Origin of the sequence: Myxococcus sp. CA040A (assembly GCF_013336725.1) — a bacterium.
In the GTDB taxonomy this organism is placed as follows: Bacteria; Myxococcota; Myxococcia; order Myxococcales; family Myxococcaceae; genus Myxococcus; species Myxococcus llanfairpwllgwyngyllgogerychwyrndrobwllllantysiliogogogochensis.
Window position 1 is genome coordinate 88,574 of sequence record NZ_JABUMR010000002.1, and the last position, 22,113, is coordinate 110,686.

At 69.0% G+C, this 22,113-nt stretch carries 14 protein-coding genes and 1 tRNA gene; 10 read left to right on the forward strand and 5 right to left on the reverse strand.

What is annotated here, in order from left to right; translation table 11 throughout:
• Together HUA75_RS07520 and nadB are read right to left on the reverse strand one after the other, a co-directional pair.
• Positions 1-726, reverse strand: coding sequence for a rhomboid family intramembrane serine protease (locus HUA75_RS07520; RefSeq protein ID WP_174478364.1), 726 nt, complete (start codon positions 724-726; stop codon positions 1-3).
• A gap of 5 nt (positions 727-731) precedes the next feature.
• A complete protein-coding gene (gene nadB, locus HUA75_RS07525; protein ID WP_174455831.1) occupies positions 732-2,321 on the reverse strand; it encodes an L-aspartate oxidase in 1,590 nt (529 codons plus the stop codon).
• Between the two features lie 87 nt (positions 2,322-2,408).
• Between nadB and HUA75_RS07530 the strand changes: the two genes are divergently transcribed.
• The 9 genes from HUA75_RS07530 (at position 2,409) to HUA75_RS07570 (ending at position 16,274) form a co-directional block, all read left to right on the forward strand.
• Complete coding sequence (locus tag HUA75_RS07530) at positions 2,409-3,098, forward strand: lytic transglycosylase domain-containing protein (RefSeq protein ID WP_174485961.1); 690 nt, start codon at positions 2,409-2,411, stop codon at positions 3,096-3,098.
• Complete coding sequence (locus HUA75_RS07535) at positions 3,055-4,641, forward strand: tetratricopeptide repeat protein (protein ID WP_174485962.1); 1,587 nt, start codon at positions 3,055-3,057, stop codon at positions 4,639-4,641. Before HUA75_RS07530 ends, HUA75_RS07535 begins: the two co-directional genes overlap by 44 nt.
• A gap of 11 nt (positions 4,642-4,652) precedes the next feature.
• Entirely contained in the window at positions 4,653-5,342 is a 690-nt protein-coding gene (gene pgsA, locus HUA75_RS07540; RefSeq protein WP_141648698.1) for a CDP-diacylglycerol--glycerol-3-phosphate 3-phosphatidyltransferase, read from the forward strand.
• Between the two features lie 89 nt (positions 5,343-5,431).
• Positions 5,432-5,506, forward strand: a tRNA-Gly gene (locus tag HUA75_RS07545).
• Positions 5,507-5,764: 258 nt separating this feature from the next.
• Complete coding sequence (locus tag HUA75_RS07550) at positions 5,765-6,547, forward strand: ABC transporter permease (RefSeq protein WP_141648699.1); 783 nt, start codon at positions 5,765-5,767, stop codon at positions 6,545-6,547.
• Positions 6,548-6,556: 9 nt separating this feature from the next.
• On the forward strand, positions 6,557-7,849 hold the full coding sequence (locus HUA75_RS07555; RefSeq protein WP_141648700.1) for an ABC transporter ATP-binding protein: 1,293 nt from the start codon (positions 6,557-6,559) through the stop codon (positions 7,847-7,849).
• A 75-nt stretch (positions 7,850-7,924) separates the two neighbouring features.
• On the forward strand, positions 7,925-11,740 hold the full coding sequence (locus tag HUA75_RS07560; protein WP_371746073.1) for a glycosyltransferase: 3,816 nt from the start codon (positions 7,925-7,927) through the stop codon (positions 11,738-11,740).
• Between the two features lie 224 nt (positions 11,741-11,964).
• A complete protein-coding gene (locus tag HUA75_RS07565; RefSeq protein WP_174485963.1) occupies positions 11,965-13,986 on the forward strand; it encodes a methyltransferase domain-containing protein in 2,022 nt (673 codons plus the stop codon).
• Entirely contained in the window at positions 13,983-16,274 is a 2,292-nt protein-coding gene (locus tag HUA75_RS07570; protein WP_174485964.1) for a glycosyltransferase, read from the forward strand. Before HUA75_RS07565 ends, HUA75_RS07570 begins: the two co-directional genes overlap by 4 nt.
• 79 nt (positions 16,275-16,353) lie before the next feature.
• Here the strand turns inward: HUA75_RS07570 and HUA75_RS07575 are convergent, their stop codons facing one another.
• Genes HUA75_RS07575 through HUA75_RS07585 form a run of 3 tightly spaced genes read right to left on the reverse strand, consistent with a single transcriptional unit; the run spans position 16,354 to position 20,967 of the window.
• Complete coding sequence (locus HUA75_RS07575) at positions 16,354-18,546, reverse strand: glycosyltransferase (protein ID WP_246137606.1); 2,193 nt, start codon at positions 18,544-18,546, stop codon at positions 16,354-16,356.
• 20 nt (positions 18,547-18,566) lie between these two features.
• Positions 18,567-19,334 (reverse strand): hypothetical protein, encoded by a 768-nt coding sequence (locus tag HUA75_RS46515; protein ID WP_246137605.1) that lies wholly within the window; start codon positions 19,332-19,334, stop codon positions 18,567-18,569.
• A complete protein-coding gene (locus HUA75_RS07585) occupies positions 19,324-20,967 on the reverse strand; it encodes a glycosyltransferase (protein WP_246137604.1) in 1,644 nt (547 codons plus the stop codon). Before HUA75_RS07585 ends, HUA75_RS46515 begins: the two co-directional genes overlap by 11 nt.
• 119 nt (positions 20,968-21,086) lie before the next feature.
• On the opposite strand from HUA75_RS07585, the gene rfbB reads away from it, so the two are divergent.
• On the forward strand, positions 21,087-22,112 hold the full coding sequence (gene rfbB / locus HUA75_RS07590; protein ID WP_174485965.1) for a dTDP-glucose 4,6-dehydratase: 1,026 nt from the start codon (positions 21,087-21,089) through the stop codon (positions 22,110-22,112).
• Position 22,113: the final 1 nt, after the last annotated feature.

Sequence of the window (22,113 nt, forward strand, 5' to 3'; positions counted from 1 at the left end):
TCAGAACGCTCCGTGCCGCTCGGGGTGGGCCGCGTAGAGGGCCACCAGCGCCGTGAGGAACAGGATGATGGGCAGCGCGAGCGCGTACACCTGCCGGCCCTGCCGCAGGGCCACGCCACAGGGCAGGCCGAAGAGGAACCCTCCCAGGTGCCCGGACCAGCTCACGAAGGGCAGCAGGCTGAGCACGGCCACCTGCACCAGCCAGATGCCCAGCTCCCGGCGTCCCTGTCGCGTGGCGATGGGCAGCATGGCGCCCGCCCACCCCAGAATCATCCCCGACGCACCCACCATGGGCGTGTCGAAGTTGAAGAGCAGCGAGAAGGTGGACGCACCCAGCGCGGTGACGAGCGACAGCCCGAGGAAGCGCAGGCTGCCGATGCCTCGCTCCAGCGTGAAGCCCAGCGTCACCACCACGGACATGTTGAACACGAGGTGGAGGATGCCGCCGTGCTCAAGTGCCGCTCCGAGCAGTCGCCAGTACTGCCCGGCCTGCACCGCGGGGCCATACAGGGCGCCCAGCGGAAGCTCCCGCGAGTTGAACGACGGGAGCTGACCGGCTTCCTCCAGGCCGAACACCACGACGCAGATGCCGATGATGGCGTAGCAGACCCACGGCCTGGGCTGAGGCGCCTGGGGCGGCGGCGGGGTGCCGAACGGATGGCCTCCTCCCCGCTGCTCAGGGCCGGAGCCCGGTGCGTCGAGGATGTGTCGCGGTCCGGAGGACATGTCGCTCACAGCTCCCGGGAAAGGGTGGTGTCACGCAGCCAGTGGTGGTCGTCGGGGTGCGGGTAGTCGAGCGTGAAGTGCAGGCCGCGGCTCTCCTTGCGGCGGCTGGCGCAGTCGACGATGAGCAGCGCCACGTCGGCGATGTTGCGCAGCTCGATGACGTCGCGAGTCACCTTGAAGCGCCAGTAGTAGTCGCGAATCTCCTCGCGCAACAGCTCCAGCCGGCGCCGCGCGCGCATCAGCCGCTTGTCCGTGCGGACGATGCCCACGTAGTTCCACATGAGCCGGCGAATCTCGTCCCAGTTGTGGCTGACGACGACGCTCTCGTCGGACTCCACCGCGCTGCCCGCGTCCCACGCTGGTGGGTCCTCGCCCGGCGTGGACAGGGAGGCCAGCTCCTCCTGGGCGACCTTGACGGCGCGCTGGCCGAACACCAGGCCCTCCAGCAGTGAGTTGGAGGCGAGCCGGTTGGCGCCGTGCAGGCCCGTGCAGGACACCTCGCCGATGGCGTACAGGCCGGGCACCGAGGTGCGCCCGTGCAGGTCCGTCACCACTCCGCCGCACTGGTAGTGGGCCGCGGGGACGACGGGGATGGGCTGCACCGCCATGTCGATGTTGAACGCCTTGCAGGTGGCGTAGATGTTGGGGAAGCGCTCGGTGAGGAAGGCCCGGCCCATGTGCGTCATGTCCAGGTACACGCACTCGTCGCCGGTGCGCTTCATCTCCGCGTCGATGGCGCGCGCCACCACGTCGCGCGGGGCGAGCGCGCCCAGCGGGTGATAGCGCTCCATGAAGGTCTGCCCGCCCTTGAGCTTGAGCTTGCCGCCCTCGCCGCGCAGCGCCTCGCTGATGAGGAAGCTCTTGGCCTCCGGGTGATAGAGGCAGGTGGGGTGGAACTGGTAGAACTCCATGTTCGCCACCTGCGCGCCCGCCCGGTACGCCATGGCCACGCCGTCACCCGTCGCCACATCCGGGTTGGACGTGTACAGGTACACCTTGCCCGCGCCGCCCGTCGCCAGCACCGTCACCTTCGCCAGGAAGCGCTCGATGCTTCCGTTCTCCTGCAGCGCATACGCCCCCACGCACCGGCTTGTCCCCGGCCTGGGCTGACGCCGGTCCAGGATGAGGTCGATGGCGGCGGTGTTGGCGAAGAAGGTGATGTTGGGTGTCGCGTCACACTCGGCCAGCAGGGCGCGCTGCACCTCGCGTCCGGTGATGTCGCCCGAGTGGATGATGCGGCGCGCGGAGTGACCTCCCTCGCGCGTCAGGTCGAACTCGCCAGAGGTCTGCCGGTTGAACTCCGCGCCGAGCGTCACCAGCCCCTGCACGCGCTCGGGCCCCTCGCGCACCGTCACCTCCACCGCGTCCCGGTGGCACAGGCCCGCGCCGGCCACGAGGGTGTCCTCGATGTGGGCGTCGAAGCTGTCAGTGGGGGCGAGCACACTGGCGATGCCCCCCTGGGCATAAGCGGTGTTGCTCTCCGTTCGCTCGCGCTTGGTCAGCACGGCCACCGTGCCGTGCCTGGCCGCCTGGAGGGCGAATGAGAGGCCCGCAACGCCGCCTCCCAGGACGAGAAAATCGAACCGATGGGGCATGGCCGACAGCCTTAACGACTGTAAGTGCCGGAAACAAGGCGTTTTCTTGAGGACTTTCCTGCGTGTGTCTAAGGTTCGGGGGCCGATATGCGTGCCATTCCCGCGCTCAGCCTCTTCGCCGTGCTGGCCTTCCCGCCGTGGGCGGGGGCGTCCGAGTCCATCTACCGTTACGTGGAGAAGGACGGGACCATCGTCTACACGAACGTCCCGCCCTCCGGCTCCAAGGTGGCGAAGAAGATGAAGGGCTCGTTTGCCCAGGCGCCCGCGAAGAACTCGCCGGCGGTGGGGCGCAAGAACACGCCCCCGGACCTGGACCCGCACATCGCCGCGGCGGCGCTGCGCTACCGCATCCCCACCGCGCTCGTTCGCGCCATCATGCACGCGGAGAGCAACTTCAATAAGAATGCCCTCAGCCACAAGGGCGCCAGCGGACTGATGCAGCTGATGCCGGCGACGGCGTCGGACATGTACGTGAAGGACATCTTCGACGAGCGCGACAACATCGAGGGTGGCGTGCGCTACCTTCGCGTGCTCGCCAACATGTTCGACGGCGACATGGTGAAGATGATTGCCGCCTACAACGCGGGGCCAGACGCGGTGAAGCGCTACGGCGGCAAGGTGCCCCCCTACGAGGAGACGCAGGGGTACGTCCGCAAGGTGCTCCAGCTCTACTACCACTACAAGGAGCGCGAGCGGCCCGCCGAGAGCGGTCCCCGCGAGCCCACATCCCAGAATGACGACGCGCGTGAAGGGGCGGGCGGAGACGAGCCCCGCTGACGACGAGTTCCTCCAGCAGCTCCAGCGCGGTGGCGAGCTGCTGGCCGCCAACAAGGTCATCGAGGCGAAGGAGTTCCTGGAGCGAGCCCACCAGCTCCAACCCCGCAACGAGAAGGCGCAGAACCTCCTGGGGCTCTGCTACTTCAAGCTCGGCCTGTTCGACAGGGCGGCCGAGCTCTACGAGATGCTGGTGCGCGACAACCCGGTGGACCCGACGCTGCGGGTCAACCTGGGCCTGGTGTATCTCAAGACGAACGCGCTCCAGCGCGCCGTGCGCGAGTTCGAGACGGCCACGGATCTTTCGCCCGAGCACCAGAAGGCCCAGAACTACCTGGGCCTCGCCCTGGCGCAGATGGGCGAGTACGGCCGCGCGCGTGAGCACTTCCTGCTCGCGGGCAGCGACCAGATGGCGGACAAGATGTCGCGCGCCATCGCCGGGGAGAACTACTCCCGGCCCACGCCCGCGCCCGTGTCGCCCCCCGCGCGTCCGGAGATGCCTCCGCCGGTCCCCGTGCCTCCACCCGCTCGCGAGGTGGCTCCGCCGCCTCCCGCGGTGGGCGCCGCGCCGAGGGATGAGGAGATCCGCTTCGCGGAGGACGAGGGCCCCAGCGCGCTGAGTGACAGCGACGGCGAGGGCGGTCCGGTGCTCACGGCCGCGCCCGAGGAGACGGTGGACCTGGAGGAGGAGACTCCCGCCGCCACCGCTCCGACTTCAAGCACCGACGAGGCGCCCCGGGATGCGGCCACCGTGCCGACGCCGGTGCCGCTCACGAAGCTGCAGCTCACCAAGGTCGCCGCGCGCGGCACGGATGCCGCTCTGACGGAGAAGGCCGCCGCCGCGCCTCGGCGGGGCGTGTCCGGCGCGAGCGCCCCGGAGGCGACGGGGACCCCGGTGTCCACGGCGCCACTGCTGTCGGAGCTGGCGCCCTCGCTGTCCCTGGATGACGAGCGGGGAGGGCGTCCCTTCGTGTTGGGCGAGGGGCGCTTCAGCGTGGCGGTCGATGGAGAGCTGCTGACCCGGTTGGATGGCGTGGTGGCGCTGCGGGGACAGCTGGCGTTCCAGCCGGAGATGAAGCGCTTCCGGGGACGGGCAACGGACAAGCCCTTTGGCGAAGGGCCGTCGCGGATGGTCCGGGCAAAGGGGCACGGGGTGCTCCACCTGGAGCCCGCCGAGCGCCGCACCTTCCTCGTGGTGGACCTGGGCGAGGACTCGGCCTACTTCCGGGACGAGAACGTCTTCGCCTTCGAGGAGCCGGTGATGTTCGAGAATGGCCGGGTGCCGTCGGACATCGCCCCGGACCTGGACCTGGTCCACCTGCGCGGGCAGGGACAGGTGCTGCTCAGCCTGCCGGGGCCGCTGCGCTCGGTGCAGGTGCGCCCGGATGCGCCGGTGACGGTGCCCCTGACGCACCTGGTGGGCTGGCAGGGCAACCTGACGCCCCGGGTCGTGCCCCTGCTCAAGTCCCCCGCTGGCGAGTCGCTGCGCACCGCGGTGGAACTGGGGGGCGAAGGTTTTGCCCTCATCGCCCTCGGGGTTCGCTAGAAGAGCGCGCCATGGCCACGGACCGAGCGACCCGGAAGCAGCGCAAGCGGGAGGAGCGGGCGCGCCGGCGCGCGGAGCGCAAGCCCAGCGTGCTGGTGCAGGAGTTCTGGAACCTCCCCAACATGCTCACGTTGGGACGCATCCTCCTCATCCCTCCGTTCGTCTGGTTCCTCTACGACGCGGACCCGCTCAACTCCCTCTTCGCGGGCCTGGTCTTCGCCGTCGCCTCCATCACCGACGTGGTGGACGGCTACCTGGCGCGCAAGTGGAACCTCATCACCGTCGTCGGCAAGTTCATGGACCCGCTGGCCGACAAGCTCATCGCCATGGCCGCGCTGGTGATGATGGTGCGGCTGGGGCGCATCGCCGCGTGGGTCGTCATCGTCCTGCTCGCGCGCGAGCTCATCGTCAGCGGTCTGCGCACCATCGCCGCGAGCGAGGGCATGGTCATCGCCGCCGGCCAGGAGGGGAAGTGGAAGACGTCCCTCCAGCTCGTGGGCATCATTTCACTCTGCGTTCACTACGTGCACCCGCTGACGCTCGGCTCGTTCAGCACGCCGGTGGACTACAACCTCGTGGGCAAGGTGCTCGTCTACTTGTCTGGCGCGTTCTCGGTCTGGAGCGCCGTCGTCTACTTCCGCGCGTTCCTCGCCATGCTTGCGAAGCGAGGGGATGAAACGTCGGCTGCGAAAAGTGTTTGACGTGTTCGGAGGGCCTCTGTATACCCCACCTCACTTCGGACGCGGCGCCGACGCGGGGCGCGGACGAGAGGGAAGTCGCAGTACCTGATGCGGGAATAGCTCAGCGGTAGAGCATCGCCTTGCCAAGGCGAGGGTCGAGGGTTCAAATCCCTTTTCCCGCTCCAATACGAAGGCCCCCTGGGAAACCAGGGGGCCTTTTTGTTTTGGCTCAATCACACGCATGACTGTCTTGTCCTCGGCGACCCCGCATGGCGGCGCGTCTGGGACAACGCTTCCTTGCCCTGGGGGATGGGAGTGCTGGCGCGCGTGGCGGGCCTGCCCGAGCGGTGGGCGGACGGCCCTGTTGCGTCATGGTGGTGATGCGTGCGGGGCCATCTGCCGGCCTCGCTCCCACCCGGGCCCTGCTATAGAAGGGCCCCCTCATGATTCGCCTCGTCCGAGAACTGTACCAATACCGGGGCCTGCTGCTCAGCCTCGTCCAGCGGGAGCTCAAGGCGCGTTATCGCGGCTCGTTTCTGGGCTTCCTCTGGACGTTCCTGAATCCCACGCTGCACATGCTGGTGTACGCGCTGCTGTTCACCGTGGTGATGCGGGCGAGCACCCCGAACTATTCGTACTTCATGTTCGTGGGGCTCCTGCCGTGGATCTGGTTCTCCTCGTCGCTGGGCGCCGGGGCGAGCGCCATCAGTGACCGGCGCGACCTGATGACGAAGGTGCGCTTCCCGGCGCAGGTGCTGCCCACGACGGTGGTGCTGACGAACCTCAGCAACTACCTGCTGTCGCTGCCACTGATGGTGGGGCTGGGCTTGTTCCACGGCCAGGTTCCCACCTGGCACGTCATCGCCTTCCCGGTGGTGGTCCTCATCCAGCTCATCTTCACGCTGGCGATGACGTACATCCTGGCCGCCATCAACGTCACGTTCCGGGATTTGCAGCACATCGTCGGCAACATCCTGACGATGTGGTTCTTCACCACGCCGGTGCTCTACCAGGCCTCCACCATCCTCGACGAGAGGGTCCGCACGGCGGTGCTGGTGGTGAACCCGATGTCCAGCCTGATGCTCTCCTACCAGGCCATCTTCTACGAGCACCGGTTGCCGGACCCCCTGCCCCTGGCGGCACTGGCCCTCTTCTCGCTGGCGCTGCTCTGGGGCGCCTCGATCCTCTTCGAATCCCGCCGCGAGGAGTTCGCGGAGTCCATCTGAGCCGTCGCCATGCAGGAACCCCTCGACGCCATTGTCTTGCGCGATGTCGTGAAGAGCTTCCGGAAGAGGACCATCCGGGGCGAGTACACGACCTTCAAGTCCGAGCTGCTGCGCTGGTTGCGCGGCCAGCGCCAGCCCCGAGAGGGTGGTCTCATCACCGCCCTGCGCGGCATCAACCTGAGCATCCCTCGCGGCAAGACGGTCGCCATCATCGGCCGTAACGGCTCCGGCAAGAGCACCCTGCTCAAGCTCATCACCGGCATCTACACGCCGACCTCCGGGGTCATGGAGATCAACGGCCGCATCTCCGCGCTGCTGGACCTGGGCGCGGGGTTCCACCCGGACTTCTCCGGCCGGGAGAACATCCTCATCAACGGCATCATCCTCGGCATGTCGCGCGCGGAAGTGCGCGAGCGGATGGATGACATCATCGCCTTCAGCGAGCTGGGGGAGTTCATCGACGAGCCGGTGCGGACGTACTCCAGCGGCATGTACATGCGGCTGGCGTTCGCGGTGGCCACGCACGTGGACCCGGACATCCTCATCGTCGACGAGATTCTCGCCGTGGGCGATGAGCACTTCAGCAAGAAGAGCATGGCGAAGATGACGGAGTTCAAGAAGCGCGGGAAGACCATCGTCCTGGTCACCCACGACTTGAGCACCGTGGAGCGCTGGTGTGACGAGGCCGCGTGGATTGACGGCGGCTACATCCGCCGCGTGGGTCGTCCCTCGGAGGTCGTCGCCGAGTACAAGCAGGCCATCGCCCTGGCCGAGGCCCAGTCGGTGGTCTTCACGCCCCCGGCGCTGACCGAGGGTGGCGGCGCGCTGCCCCAGGTGAACGTGCCCGGCGCGGACGCGCCCGTGCGCCTGTCCGGCCTGCGGTTGTTGAGCCCCTCGGGGGAGGTGGCCCCGCAGCTGTCGCCCGAGGCCGCCGTGGAGGTCTGCGTGGACTTCACGACGCAGGGTTCGTACGAGGACCTGGTGTTCGAGGTGGCGCTCCAGACGCTGGAGGGCCGCCCGCTCTATGAGACGAGCACCCGGGTGGAGTCGGTGTCGTTGCCCAAGGAACTGCCAGCCTCGGGGCGGGTGCGCTTCGTGCTGGAGCGCCTGGGGCTCCTGGCGGGGACCTACGTGTGCGAGGTGACGGCGCGCACGGCTGGGGGCGTGTCCCGGGAGACCTGCACCTTCGTGGTGAACTCCTCCGTGGCGGAGCGCGGGGTGTTCCGCCCCGTGCATCACTGGGTGGTGGAGTCCGTCCCGGTGTCAGTGGTACCCGCGCTCGCGGGCGTGGGTCATCCCTGAGTGGGGCGGGTGGGCTCGCGTCGCGAGGGGGCGTATCCGTAAGGCCGGCACGCGAACGAGAGAGAAGGTACGGCGGTGAAGACAGTGCTGGAGAAGCTCGCCGGTGACACGGGGGCGCCCGATGCGGCGCCGGGTGCGGGGGACCTGGCTCGGATGGTCGCGGTGGTGCGCGCGCTGCTGGACTCGCGCCGACCCTGCCTGCCCGAGGCCTGTGAGGAAGTGACGGCGCTGGAGGGCGCGCTGCGGCTGCTCACCGAGCACCTCCACCGCGCGCGTCCAGAGGGCGCGCATGCGCTGTCGCCGCTCCAGGAGGCCGCGCGGTGGGCGGTGCCCCACGAGTTCGCGGTGCCGGAGTCGCACCGCGCCGCCCGCCTGGGCAAGGTGGTGACGGCCACCAAGCGCGCCTTCATCGAGGGACTGCAGCCCTTCCACGTCGAGTCGCTCCGCCCTCAAGCGGACTTCAACAAGGCCGTGGTGCGGGTGCTGGAGTACCTGACGGTGCACCGCGCCCTGGGGCTCGGCGAGGACCTGTCGGCGTGGGCGCGCGCGCAGCTCGAGCCCAAGGCGGACCCGACGCGCTGGAAGGTGCAGCGCTCACACCGTGCCGGCGCGCTAGGCTCTCTGGTGCGGGCCGCCAAGCGCTCCTATCTCTCCGCGGCGGGCTCCCTGTTGGAGGGGTTGCTGCGAGGCCAGGCGGAATGGAACGCGGCCATGGTGGAGGCCGTCGTCGCCGCATCCGGGCCCCGGGCTCCGGACGAGGCCATGGGCGCGAAGTGGGTGGCGGACCTGTGCGAGCGCAATGACCCGCTGCGGCCGGAGGCGATGTCCCGGACGCTGCGCGCCGGAGCGCCCCTGTGGACCGAGCTGTTTCGCCGCCAGACGCGCTTCAACGAGCAGGCGGTGCTGGCGCTGGCGGGGGTGTTGGGGACGCGCACGCCTCCTCCCCGGCCACCGGAACTCGGAGACTACGAGGGCTGGTGTGCTCGCCGGGAGCCGGCGGATATCGGCGCGGCGCGCGAGGCCCTCTCGTCACTGACGGCGCGGCCTCGGGTGTCGCTCATCACGCCCGTATCCAACACGCCCGAGTCCTACTTCCGCGAGTGCGCGGACTCCGTGCGGGCGCAGGTGTATCCCGACTGGGAATGGGTGCTGGTGGATGACGCCAGCACGGCCCCTCATGTCGCGGCGATGTTGCGCGAGGCGGCGGCCCAGGACGCGCGCATCCAGGTCGTCTCGCTGGAGCGCGACGGGGGCCCGGCCCGGGCGACGAACGCGGGACTGGCCGTGGCGACGGGCGAGTGGGTGGGCTTCCTGGACCCCGACGCCATGTTGGCGCCGCACGCGTTGGCGGAGGTGGTGTTGGCCACCTCGGCGGAGCCCTCGCTCGGCGTCGTCTACAGCGACGAGGACGGACTGGACACGGAAGGGCGGCGCACTTCTCCCTTCTTCAAGCCGGACTGGTCTCCCGACCTGCTGCGCTCGGTGAACTACGTCCGCCACTTCCTCGTCGCGCGCAAGAGTCTGCTGGAGGCGGTGGGGGGCGTGCGCGAGGGGTTCGACGACTCGTGGGACTTCGACCTGATGCTGCGGTTGAGCGAGGCCACGAGCGGTATCGGCCACGTGGCGAAGGTGCTCTACTACGGTCGCTCCCGGCCGCTGTCCTCCTCCGGCGAAGCGGTGGGGCTGGCCCAGGTGACGGACGCGGGGGAGCGGGCGCTGCGGGAGCACCTGGAGCGCCGCTCGGAGTCGGCCGAGGTGACGAGCCCCGCGCCCGCCCAGTACCGGGTGCGCTACCCGGTGAGGGGCACGCCGAAGGTCTCCATCATCGTCCCGTTCAAGGACCGGCCGGACCTGCTGGAGCTGCTGGTGCCGGGGCTGCTCTCGCGCACCACGTATCCCCACTTCGAGGTGCTGCTGGTCTCCAACAACAGCACGAAGCCGGAGACCTTCGCGTTGCTGGAGCGGCTCACGGACCCTCGGCTGGTGAAGCTGACGTGGGACTTCCCTTTCAACTACCCCGCCATCAACAACTGGGCGGCGAAACAGGCCACCGGCGAGCTGCTCCTCTTCCTCAACAACGACATGGAGGTGGTGGACCCCGGCTGGCTGGAGGAACTGGTGTCGCAGGCCCAGCGGCCGGAGGTGGGCGCGGTGGGGTGCAAGCTGCTCTTCCCCGAGGGGACGGTGCAGCACGCGGGGGCGGTGGTGGGCATCACCGGCATGGCGGGGCATCCCTTCTGGCGCCTGCCGGACGGGCCCATCTCCACGCCCTTTGGCCACACCGACTGGACGCGCAACTGGCTGTCCGTCACCAGCGCCTGCGTCATCTTCCGGCGAGACGTCTTCGAGGGACTGGAGGGCTTCGACGAGCGCTTCCAGGTGTGTGGCAGCGACGTGGACATCGGCCTGCGGCTGAACCAGCGCGGGCTCCGGGTGGTGTACACGCCGCACGCGCGGCTCATCCACCACGAGTCCGCCAGTCGTCGCGCGGATGCCGTCCCGGAGTCCGACTACTGGCGCTCCTATGTCTCCTATCGCCCCTGGCTGGGCGAGAAGGGCGACCCCTTCTACAACCCCAACCTCTCGCTGCTCGGCACCGACTGCACGCTGCGCCAGCACGCGGAGACGGGTGAAACGCTGGCCCTGCGCACGCTGACCCATGACGTGCCCAGCGCCCAGGACGCGGCGATGGAGGCGCGGGCCCTCGCGCAGCGCCACCTCGTGGAGCACCTGGGGGAGCTGGACTTCACGCCGGAGCAGGCGGAGGAGTCGCGCGCGACGGCCCCGGCGGCGCTGGCCGCACTGCGCTCACGCGGCAAGGTGCGCACGGCGTCCTGGTTCATCCCCGCCTTCGGCCACGTCTACGCGGGCATCCACACGTTGTTCCGCTTCGCGGAACTGATGCACCGCCGCCACGGTGTGCGCAGCGACTTCATCGTGTACGACAAGCCCGGGGCCAGCCCCGGTGACTTCGAGGCGCGCGCGGCCACCGTGTTCCCGGAGGCGGCGGGCGCCTTCCGCGTCCTCTCCGGCGCGGCGGACCTGGACCAGCTCCCCGCGTGCGATATGGCCATCGCGACCTACTGGACGTCCGTTTACCAGGTGCTGCGTCACCCACGCGCGGGTGTGCGCACGTACTTCGTCCAGGACTACGAGCCCATGTTCTTCGCGGCGGGCACCCAGTCCGCGCTGGCGGAGCAGACGTACCAGCTGGGCTTCCAGGGCATCTTCAACACCCCGGGCCTGCGCGACACGGTGCGGGCGCTGCACGGCATGGACGGCTTCGCCTTCGAGCCCGCGGTGGATGGCGCGCTCTTCCATGACCGGCGCCCCGCGCGTCGGGGGCCCGTGCGTGTCTTCTTCTACGGGCGTCCGGGCAACGAGCGAAACGGCTTCGAGCTGGGGCTCGCGGCGCTGACACGACTCAAGCGCGAGCTGGGCCCGGCGGTTGAGATTGTTACAGCTGGAGCTGAGTGGCACCCGGAGTCGTATGGCGTTCGTGGCCTGGTGACAAATCTGGGCGTGCTCCCCGCGGAGCGTACGGCGGCGCTCTACCGAGAGTGTGACGTGGGGCTGTGCTTCATGTTCACCCGGCACCCGTCCTACCTGCCGCTGGAGATGATGGCGTGCGGGATGACGGTGGTGACGAACGACAACCGCGCCAACCACTGGCTGCTGGAGGACGGGAGCAATTGCCTGCTGGCCGCTCCGACGCCGGGCTCGGTGCTGGCGCGCCTGCGGACGGCGGTGACGGACGGGGACCTGCGCGTCCGGCTTGGGAGCCGCGCCGCCGAGCGCGTACGGCGCACGACGTGGGAGCAGCAGGTGGACCGGATGATGGAGCATCTGCTGGGGCTGGAAGTCGGCCCGGCCCGCTCGGCCGCCGAGTGAAAGAGGTCACTCTGGGCCCGCCTGGCTGGTGAGAGGCCGGGCGGATAGCCGAGAATGAAGAAAACTCCAATGCGTCCGGGGTCCTCCCCGGTCGCTTTTACCCTTCACTTTCAGCGCGTCTCTTGCCTGACTGCCGCCAGGCATGGGAATGGTTGCGCTGCTGCGGGAACTCCGCTGGCAACCCTCCTTCGGTTCATGCAGGCGGCGTAACTCCACATCGGCACATGTACAAAGACATCAAGAGCGAGGGCCCGAATGGGGACGTGGCCCAGATGCGCGACAGTCTCCATTTCTGGAAGACGACCAACGGCCACTCCTATCGGGAACTGGTGAGGGTCCGCGAAGGGCAGGGGCACCTCGCGTACGGTCAGCAGGAACGTGTGCTGACCGCGCTCATCCGCTCCGAACAGCGCCGGCTGGACCGCGCACTGTCCGTGTTGGAGTTTGGCTGTGGCTTCGGCCGGCACGCGACCTCCCTCTCCCAGCTCTCCCAGGTGCGCTACCACGGGTACGACATCTCGGAGTCCATGACGGAGCCGCTGCGTCTGGAGCCGCCCGCCTCGCTGCGCCCCGTCGAGGAGCGCATCTTCTGCGGGGACGACCCGCTCATCGCGGTGGGGGGACGGCGGTTCGACCTCGTCTTCTCCGTCTCCACGCTCGTGCACAACCCGAGCGAGCGCATCCCCGCGCTGCTGGAGACCATGGGGCAGATGGTGCTGCCCGGCGGCCTGCTGGTGCTGGTGGAGAACCCGCTGATGCCCACCAGCGTGTGGGACCCCTCGTGTCATCCGGGCTCCTGGCACCACGCCTTCGCGGACCTGCTCCCGGAAGGGTGGGATTTGCACCACGGGCCGGGTCTCGTGGACCACCAGGACGTCTATGTCCTCAAGCGCCAGCCGGGCCATGGCCGGCGCTACTTCCAGCTCGTGGGCCCCGAGGCCCCGCGCGATGAGTCCCAGCCGCTGACGTTGGAAGCGCTGCACGCGCGCGCCATGCCCCGGTTGCTGGAGTGGGCGGGCAGGGCCAGCAAGTCCCTGTCGACGCCCGCCGCGAACAGCGAGGCGCGGGTAGCGGAGCTGACCGAGCGCCTGGCGGTGGAGTCCGAGCGCTTCGAGCGCCGCCAGCGGCTTCAGGCGCTGTCGGATGACCTGGCCCGCCTGCGCGCCTCACGTGCGCCGTTTCCGGATGCACCGGCCCCGCACGTGCCGGCGACCTCGTCGGTCCCCGGCTTCATCCTCAACGCCGCGCTGGACACCCGCTGGTCCGCCGACCTGCCCCAGTTCGGGAAGTTGATGCATGTCTTTCATCAGGACTGGCACGGCATCCGCGCCGCCGCCGGATACCTGCCGGGACAGAAGCTGGCCATCGCGTCCGACCGCGTGTTGGACGAGCGCGAGCTGCGTGCCGCCATCGAACTTGTCGAGCGCAGCGGGTGCAGCCAGATCATCCTCCATGGCTACTCCTCCAACGCCCGCGACCTCGTGGTGCTGCTGCGTCGGGCGCTGGGCTCGTCGGTGCGAATCCTCGCGCTGTGGCATGGCTCGTCGGCGCAGTTCCACTACTCGTTCGAACTCGACTGCTTCGCGCAGCTCATCGACCTGCGGCGCCGGGGCGTCATCAACGCGCTGGCGACCGTCAAGCCGGGGATGCACCTGCTGGCCCCGGAGGTCTTCCCGAAGACGGTGCTCAACCTTCCGCCCACGTTGCCGGAGGCTGAACGCAGCCCAGCGACTCGTCGCCTCACGCGCGCCGCGCTCATCCCGACGCCCAACGACTGGCGGAAGAACTTCTTCACCAACCTCTTCGCCTGCCAGTCGTCCTCTCGTATCGACGACATCTACGTCACGGCGAACTACCGGCTGCCGGACGTCATGAAGAGCACGCGGCGCATCCATCACGTCGCGCGCCCCAGCCGCACCGAGCTGTTCGAGCTGGTTCGCCGCTGTGACATCGTCCTCAATGCCTCCCTGTCGGAGTGCCAGCCCATGACGGGACTGGAGGCGCTCGCGTTGCGCGTTCCGTGTGTGTATGGGGCGCTCAGCCTGGGCGCGCTGGATGCTCACCCCTACCAGCGGCTCGCGCAGATTTCCGGCGTGGACTCCGTGGAGGTCGTGGCCGCGGCCATCGAGCGGATGCTGGCGCTGCGCGAGCGCTCGCCCGAGGAACTCACGCAGATGATGGTGGACTACGAGCGGGCCCTCACGGTCGAAGCGGTCAAGGTCCTGGAGGAGTTCGTTCAGTCATGAGTCAGCGCCGCGTTTGCCTCGTCACGGACGAGATGTATCCCTTCACCGCGGGAGGCATCGGCCGCGTCCTTCACAACCTCGTCGAGGACTCGCTCCGTCGTGAGCTGGACTTGGAGCTTCACCTGCTGTTCCCGGCGCGCACGACGGTGAATCCGCGCGAGGTGGAGCGCCACTTCCTGGGCAAGGTGAAGGCGCACGTCGCTTCGGTCCGCAGCGAGTGGGACACGAGCTTCGACGAGGGGGGTGTCTATCCTCCGCCCGGGGCGTTCACCGACACGGTTTGCCACGCCCAGTCGATGGAGCTGCTGCTCGAGCTGCGCAGGCTGGAGGAGGAAGGAACTCGCTTCGACGTCATCGAGTTCCCGGACTACCGAGGCTGGGCCTTCTGTGCCATCCAGGAGAAGCTGCTCGGCTGTGGCCTGGAGGGCGCGCAGGTGGTGGTGCGACTGCACTCGACGGGCGGGATGCTGGCGCCTTTCGAACGCCAGTTGCTGGGCTGGGAGCACATGGGGCAGTTCGAGCTGGAGCGCAAGGCGCTGCTCGACGCGGACCTTGTCATCGCCCACATCCCTGGCGTCGCCGAGCTCAACTGCTCGTTCTACGGCTTCCCTGACTCGTGGCTGGACAAGGTCGTGCGGGAGTTTCCGCCCGTGGCTCCGAAGGCGGACCCGGTGCCGCCGCGCGGAGAGGGCGAGCCGGACCTGCTCTTCGTCACCAAGATTCAGAACATCAAGCGCACCGATGTGTTCGTCCGGGGCGCGGCCGGGTTCATGCGTCGCTTCCCGGAGTACCGGGGGAAGGCCGTCCTGGCCTGTCATACCGCCAACTCGGCGTATCTCGCCTATGTCCAGGCGCTGATTCCGGAGGACCTGCGCTCGCGCTTCCTGTTCACCGGGCCGAGCAAGGACCGTGACGCCCTGATGCGGCACGGCATCGTCGTCATTTCTTCCGACTACGAGTCGCTCAACCTCACCGCTTACGAGGCCTCCAGCGCGGGCGCCACGCTGGTGCTCAATGGTGCGTGTGTCGCATTCGCGCCAGGAAGCCCCTTCATCGATGGGGTGAATTGCTACACGTACGGCGGCTCGGTGGATGGGCTCGTGGAGGCCCTGGAGCGGGCATGGCGTGCCCCGGCCCTGCTGCCGGTGGAGTGGACGGCGGTGCCTCCGTACTGGGAGACCCCCAGGGCGGAGCCCGCCCTGGCCCGGCCAGACCCGGACGCCGACCTTCCTCGTGTCAGCGTGCTCATCACCAACCACAACCTGGGACGCTTCCTCCCGGAGACGTTGGCGAGCATCGCGGACAGCAACTACCCGGAGATTGAAGTCATCATCGTGGATGACGCCTCGACGGGCGCGTTCGACCACGAAGTGCTTGGCCGCATCGAGGAGGCCACCCAATCTGGCTCCAGCGGCGTGAAGCTCATCCGCAATCCCGTCAACAGGGGCCTGCCGGCCTCGCGCAACATCGGCCTGCGCGCGGCGACGGGGGACTACATCCTCCCGCTGGACGCCGACGACTGCATCAGCCCCACCTTCATCCGCCTGGCGGTGGAGGCGCTGGAGCGCCACCGGGAGTTCGACGTGGTGGTGCCGTCCACGGGCTACTTCGACTCCGACGAGGGGCGGGCGCAGCGGCGCTTCATCGACTACGCCCTCTTCATTGGCGACTGTCCATCGCTGGGCATGGTGGCCAATCGGCTGTCCTGTGCCACGTCGCTCATGCGCCGCTCGCTGTTCGAGACCCTTCGCTACAACGAGGAGATGACGAGCTACGAGGACTGGGACCTCTACCTGCGCCTGGCGCATGCGGGGCACCGCTTCCTCGTCACCAACGCGCTCCACTTCCACTACCGGCGGCGCAAGGGGTCGATGATCTCCGGCGTCAATCCACGCCGGCATCAGGAGCTGCTCTTCCAGCTTCACCAGAACCTCTCTCGCCCGCTTCCCTCGGGAGTCCAGCTGGCGGCCTTCCTGCTCCTGGCCACGCCTCCCAACGGGGCCCGCACGGCGCCCGCGGAGCCCACGTCCGTGGCGGCGGGTGGGGAGGTGCCGCTGCGCTATGGCGTGGTGGACACCCTCAACTCCACGCTGAAGCGCCTTCCGATGATGCACCGGCTCCTCAAGCTCGCGGCCAGTGGGCTGACGCCGGAAGGCGCGGAGGCACGCCCCACGCGCTACGCGCTGGTGGACCTGCTCAACCGGACGCTCAAGGCGATGCCGGTGGTCCACCCGACGATGAAGCAGGTGATGAAGACCACCAGCAAGCTGGGCATGGGGCGGCGCTGAGCCACCGCGCGTTGCTCGCGTGAAGGAAGACGTCCTGGTGCCTGCCTCGTGAGTCGGGCACCACGGCGGGGCCACGGGCTCAGCGGTCGGGTCGTGACTTGCCGCTGAGTCGGTCCGCGAGCTGGTGACGCAGGGGCCGCGAGTCGCCCTCCGCGCCCACCACCCATGAGACGGCACCGCGCAGCGTGTGGTGGACGAAATCCATGCGCTTGAGCGTGCCGTTGAGCCGGTCGACGACCCGGGTGAGCAAGGGCCGGGGAATGGCCGCCGCGGCCTGGGCGAGGAGCCGGGCCTCTTGCTTGCGAGCCTCGCCTCGGAGGATGCGAAGCGCGCGCTCGGGATGAAGCGCGAGTCCGGGATGCTTCTGGTTCAGGTGGGCCAGCAGCCCGTCTCGCTCGGAGACGAGCGAGGTCCGCGTCATCGAGTCCATCCGCACGCGGTAGGAGAACAGGCTCTCGGGGATGACGGAGCCTTCGAGCCCGCGCTCCGCGAGCGAGCAGAAGACGTCCCAGTCCTCGAACCCGGTGAACCACTCGTCGTAGCCGCCGACTTCCTCGATGCGTCGGCGCTCCATCAGCGCGGTACACGTGGAGGCCACGTTGGCCACCCAGAGTGCGTCGCGCTCCATGCCCCACGGCACCCAGCCGCCCGTCACGCGGGTGGCGTCGTCGACGAAGTAGTTCACCAGGGACGTGGCGTAGCCCAGCCCTGGCGTGCCCTCCATCACCGCGACGGTCTTCTCCAGGAACGTCGGGGCGATGAGGTCGTCTGGGTCCAGCGGGAGGATGTAGTGCCCTCGGGCGTGCTTCAGCCCGGTGTTGCGTGCAGCGCTCAGCCCGCCATTGCGCTGGCGGACGATGCGCAGGTCCGGGGCCTGGACCCGCTCGAGCAACTCGATGCTCTCCGCTTCGGTGGACCCGTCGTCCACGAGGACAATCTCGTAGTCGGTGAAGGTCTGCGCGCGAATGGAGCGCAGTGTCTCCGGCAGGTAGTGCCCCATGTTGAAGTAGGGCACCAGCACCGACACGAGCGGGGTGTCCGACCTCGGCGTGCGACGCTTGGGGAGCACGCGGTGGCGCACGTCCGCCACGGACTCCACGGCGGCTTCCACCTGCTTCACGATGCTCGCGGGGGCGCAGTAATTGGCGACACGGGCAGGGGCCTCGCGGCGCACCGTTTCGCGCAGGGCGGGGAGGGTCAGCGCCTTCTCCAGCGTGGCCGCCAGGTGGGCCACATCCCCCGTGCGGAAGAGCAGCCCACTACGCTCGTCCTCGATGAGCTCCGCCATGCCTCCCGCGTTGCTGCCCACGACGAGCGCGCCGGCGGACATGGCTTCCAGGCAGCGGTGGGGAAAGTTCTCCCACAGCGAGGGGAAGCAACACACGGAGGCGTCAGCGAGGGCGACGGCAAGCCCGGGAGTGGAGCGCGCGAGTTCGAACTGGATGCGCTCGTGCCACGCGGGAGCAATCCGGCGCTCCATCGAGGCGCGCATGGAACGCCCGGCCGGCCCCGTCGGAGTGTCCTCACCGATGAGGAGGAGCGTCGCGTTGACGCCTCGCTCGAAGAGCGCCTGCATCGCGTCGACGAGGAGATGGACGCCCTTCCGGTGCTCCAGCGGGCCGAAGTACAGAACCTGTGGTCGGCCTTTCTCCGCGTGTGCGGAGCGCTTCGAGGCGTCGTGAGGGAAGGGATGGGGAACGACGACGCCTCGGGTCTCCAGCTTCAGTCGCGAACGCACCTTGTCGAGCAGGGCGTGCGTGGGAGACAGGACCAGGTCCGCCTCGCGGATGGAGGTGTCCTCCATGTACTCCCACCGGGCCAGGTCCAGGTCCAACGGGGAGATGCCGTTGAGTGCCCGAAGCTCGCGGGTGGGCGTGTGCAGGCGCACGGCGAGCACGGCGGAGGCGAAGTGTCCCAGCGTGCGCCGTGCCCTCAGCGCGAAGTAGCCCTCGAAGTCACGCTCGGGGAACTCGATGAAGTCGAAGGCGTGGCGTGCATGCAGCTCGCGCAGGGATGAATAGACATCCATGGCGTGGCGCATCGGAGCGAAGGGGAATGCGCCCGCGAAGGCCGAGTCCATCTCCGAGCGAACGGCGTGCACGTGGACGCCAGGCAACAGCGTGTCGGCGCGTTCGAGGCCCGCATGAGGCGCGGTGAGGACATGCACCTCATGGCCCGCCTCGACAAACGCGCGGCTCATCAGCGACGCATACGTGCCGATGTCGCCCCCGAGGAAGGGAGAGAGCTCTCTAGAGACCAGGCAGATGCGCACGGAGACCTCGACGGGAAGGGCTAGCGCCGACCAGAGCGGCGACGAGAAGGGCCACCCGACGGCCGAGGGGGGCGCTCGGGAGACTCGTTGCTGGCGCCTGGTCGTCGCGGGGCCCGTGACGATGAGTCCGTGCTGTCCGTCTCCCGTGAGGCGCGAGGAGGGGATGCGGCCTCGCTGTCCGTCTTAGGCGGAGACGATTTTGTCTCTGCGCTCTCAGTCTCCCGCGAGGCGTGAGGAGGAGATGCGGCCTTGCCGTCCGCCTTCGGTGCGGACGGCTGCTGCTCCGAGCGCTCCGTCGTCGACGAGGCTTGCGTCACCCCGCCAGCGGCCTCATGGGAGGCGCGGCTCCGTGCCACATCCTCGATGCGCGCGAGTCGCCGCTCCACGTCTTGCCGCCAGGTGGCCTGCGTGCGCGCGTGCTCACGCTGGACGTCATGGATGGTCGCTAGCGCATCGAGGATGGACTCGTTGAACTCCACCTGCTTGCGGAGCGCCTCGTTGATGAATGGCTGGAAGACGAGCCGGAAGGCTTTCTTCGCGAGCACGAGCGCCGGGCCCGACAGGCCACCCCGGTGTGACGTCACCGGACCGGCATAGCGGCTGTCCATCTTCCCGCGTGCCTCCTGGAGCAGCGCGGGCCAGGGCGTGGGAGTGGCGGGACGCGCGGATGCCTCCAGCGTCTGGCGCAGTGACGCGCGCGCTTCGGCGGAGGGCTCCGGCAGCTTCTGGGTCTCCTTCGCCACGGCTTCGGGCGAGGGGATACGGGTCAACAGGTCCTCAGCGCGCACGCGCATCACCTCGAACGGAGTTGAATCCTTCCAACAGCGTCATGACTGTCTCCTCGAGGCGCGATGGCTCCATCATCACCAGCCGGTCACCCAGGTGGCGGCGCGCGAGCTCCACCACCGTCGATGGATGCTCGGCCGTATACGTCCCCAGGGCCCTCGCTCCCACGTGAGGCATGAGCGCCTGAGCCGAGAGAGAATCCACCCCCAGCAAGATGACCGCCTCCGAGGACACGCGCACCGCGGTCTCCAGCGACGACGAGCCGGGCAACGCTCCAGGCCCTCGTCCCACGGGCTGGTCCGGCGTGAAGAACCGCACGGACACGCCCTCCACCTGCTCGGGAGCGACCTCCAGCGAGGCCTCGGCACCACGAGGTCGGAGCGCGAGGACTCTCGCCCCGGGCAGCCTCTCCGCCAGGTGACGCGCCACGCGCGACGCCGCGTCGTCGGGTCGCACGGTGTACCCAGGGCACACCAGCTCCACGGTCGCCGACGCGTGAACCGCCACGGAGGAGGGCGCCTCCGTCACGCTCGACGTCAGCATCGCATCGAAGGCCTCACGCACCTGCTCGGCCACGCGCGCTTGCGAGAGGACCTGGAGCCGTGCTCGCTGCGCTTCGAGCACCTGCGCTCGCAGCCCGGGGCTCCGGTCCAGCACCGCGAGCAGCTCCGCCACCTCCGCCGGGTCATCCGACAGCGTCGCGAGCCCCGCTCCCCCCAGGGTCTCCGGGACAGCCGCCGCGCCATAGGCGACGACGGGCACGTTCCGGTACATCGCCTCCAGCAAGGGCACTCCGAAGCCCTCGTGCCGGCTCATGGAGAGATACGCCGACGCGGTGGCGAAACACGCGGAGAGCTGCTCCGCGCTCACCCGGCCCAGGAAGAGGACACGCTCCGCGCCGAGCACTTCCTTGAGCCCGTGCAGGTACGCGCCATAGGCGCCATCCCGATGCAGATACCCGGCGACGACGAGCCGGCTGCGCGGCTGGTACAGCCGCTGGTACGCGGTGAAGACGCGCAGCACGTCGTCCACCTTCTTGCTGGGCACTGCCCGCCCGACGAAGAGGACGTTGGCGAAACCGTCGCTCAGCTCCGCGAGCAGCGCGGGGTCCGGCTCCGCGTCGAACGCACTCCAGTCGATGGCGAATGGCAGCGTCGACACCGACGCGTAACCCGCCGCCATCAGCTCCTCGGCGCTGAAGCGCGAGTAGGCGAACGCCCGCTCGATATGGGGGCGCAGCTCGAGCAGTTCGTCCCGGGCCGCGTCACACGCGGCGGCCACCTTGCGCTCGAACCCCTCGAACAGCCGGGCAGGCGTCACGTTGTGGTACACGAGCACCTTGCGACCAGGCGCTCGGACGATGAGCGGCACGAGCCGCGACTGGAAGCTGTGATGCACCAGCAGCACGGAGTCCGGGCGGGCGTGCTTCGCGTACTCGCGGACGTGCCGGACCTGGTCCTTGCAGGCGTCATCCCAGTCCTCGGCGTAGATTTCCGAGGCGAAGCCCCAGCTGCGCAAGAGGCCCTGGAGGTAACGCACCTGGTTGCCCACCGCGTCTCCCCACGCGAGCCGTGGCAGGAGTTGATGGACTTCCCGGGGACCCGACGTGGGGGAGCTGCGTCTGGATGCGTTCACGCCCGGCTCCCTTAGCGCCGCGAGGGGGAGCACACAAGCCCGAGGCCCCTGGCGCCTTGACCGTCGACGACCCCTCCGATACGCAGGCACCCTCTCTGAGCACTCGAGGCCCGCGGCACATGAACGTATTGGTGACAGGAGGGTGTGGCTTCATCGGCTCCAACCTCGTGAGGTACCTGCGACGCGAGCGACCCGAGTGGACGGTGGTCAACCTCGACCTGCTCACGTACGCGGGCAACCTGGAGAATCTGTCGGACCTCGAGGGCGACCCCCGCCATGTCTTCGTCCGAGGCGACATCGGCGACCGCGCGCAAATGGAGGAACTGCTCTCCACGCACGCCATCGACGCCGTGCTGCACCTGGCCGCGGAGAGCCACGTGGACCGCTCCATCCTGGGGCCGGAGGTGTTCATCACCACCAACGTGCTGGGCACCCAGCGGTTGCTGGAGGCCTGCCGCGCGCGGGGTGTGAAGCGCTTCCTCATGGTCTCCACCGACGAGGTCTACGGTTCGCTGGGGCCCACGGGCGCCTTCACCGAGTCCTCGCCGCTCCAGCCCTCCAGCCCGTACTCGGCCAGCAAGACGAGCTCGGACCTGGTGGCGCTCGCGTACCACCACACGTTCGGGATGGACGTCGTCGTGACGCGGTGCTCGAACAACTACGGGCGCTACCAGTTCCCGGAGAAGTTGATTCCGCTCATGGTGGTCAACGCGCTGCACGACAAGCCGCTGCCCGTGTATGGCGACGGCGCGAACGTGCGCGACTGGCTGCACGTGGAGGACCACTGCCAGGCGTTGCTGCGCGCGCTGGAGCAGGGCCGCTCGGGCGAGGTGTACAACATCGGCGGCGGGGCGGAGCGGCGCAACATCGACATCGTGAAGGCCATCCTCGGGCTGGTGGGCAAGCCGGAGTCGCTCATCCAGTACGTGAAGGACCGGCCGGGGCATGACCGGCGCTATGCCATCGACCCGTCGAAGATTCGCGCGGAGCTGGGCTGGACGCCCGCGCACACCTTCGAGCAGGGCCTGGCGGAGACGGTGCGCTGGTACGTGGACCACCCCGCGTGGTGGGAGCGGGTGATGAGCGGCGCGTATCGGCAGTACTTCGAGACGCAGTACCGCGGTCGTCTCCAAGGGAGGGCGTGAC

Bases quoted from the DNA above. Each gene is read 5' to 3' on its own strand.
- HUA75_RS07520 (WP_174478364.1), bottom strand. From the start codon at position 726: ATGTCCTCCGGACCGCGACACATCCTCGACGCACCGGGCTCCGGCCCT.
- nadB (WP_174455831.1), bottom strand. From the start codon at position 2,321: ATGCCCCATCGGTTCGATTTTCTCGTCCTGGGAGGCGGCGTTGCGGGC.
- HUA75_RS07530 (WP_174485961.1), top strand. From the start codon at position 2,409: ATGCGTGCCATTCCCGCGCTCAGCCTCTTCGCCGTGCTGGCCTTCCCG.
- HUA75_RS07535 (WP_174485962.1), top strand. From the start codon at position 3,055: ATGACGACGCGCGTGAAGGGGCGGGCGGAGACGAGCCCCGCTGACGAC.
- pgsA (WP_141648698.1), top strand. From the start codon at position 4,653: ATGGCCACGGACCGAGCGACCCGGAAGCAGCGCAAGCGGGAGGAGCGG.
- HUA75_RS07550 (WP_141648699.1), top strand. From the start codon at position 5,765: ATGATTCGCCTCGTCCGAGAACTGTACCAATACCGGGGCCTGCTGCTC.
- HUA75_RS07555 (WP_141648700.1), top strand. From the start codon at position 6,557: ATGCAGGAACCCCTCGACGCCATTGTCTTGCGCGATGTCGTGAAGAGC.
- HUA75_RS07565 (WP_174485963.1), top strand. From the start codon at position 11,965: ATGTACAAAGACATCAAGAGCGAGGGCCCGAATGGGGACGTGGCCCAG.
- HUA75_RS07570 (WP_174485964.1), top strand. From the start codon at position 13,983: ATGAGTCAGCGCCGCGTTTGCCTCGTCACGGACGAGATGTATCCCTTC.
- rfbB (WP_174485965.1), top strand. From the start codon at position 21,087: ATGAACGTATTGGTGACAGGAGGGTGTGGCTTCATCGGCTCCAACCTC.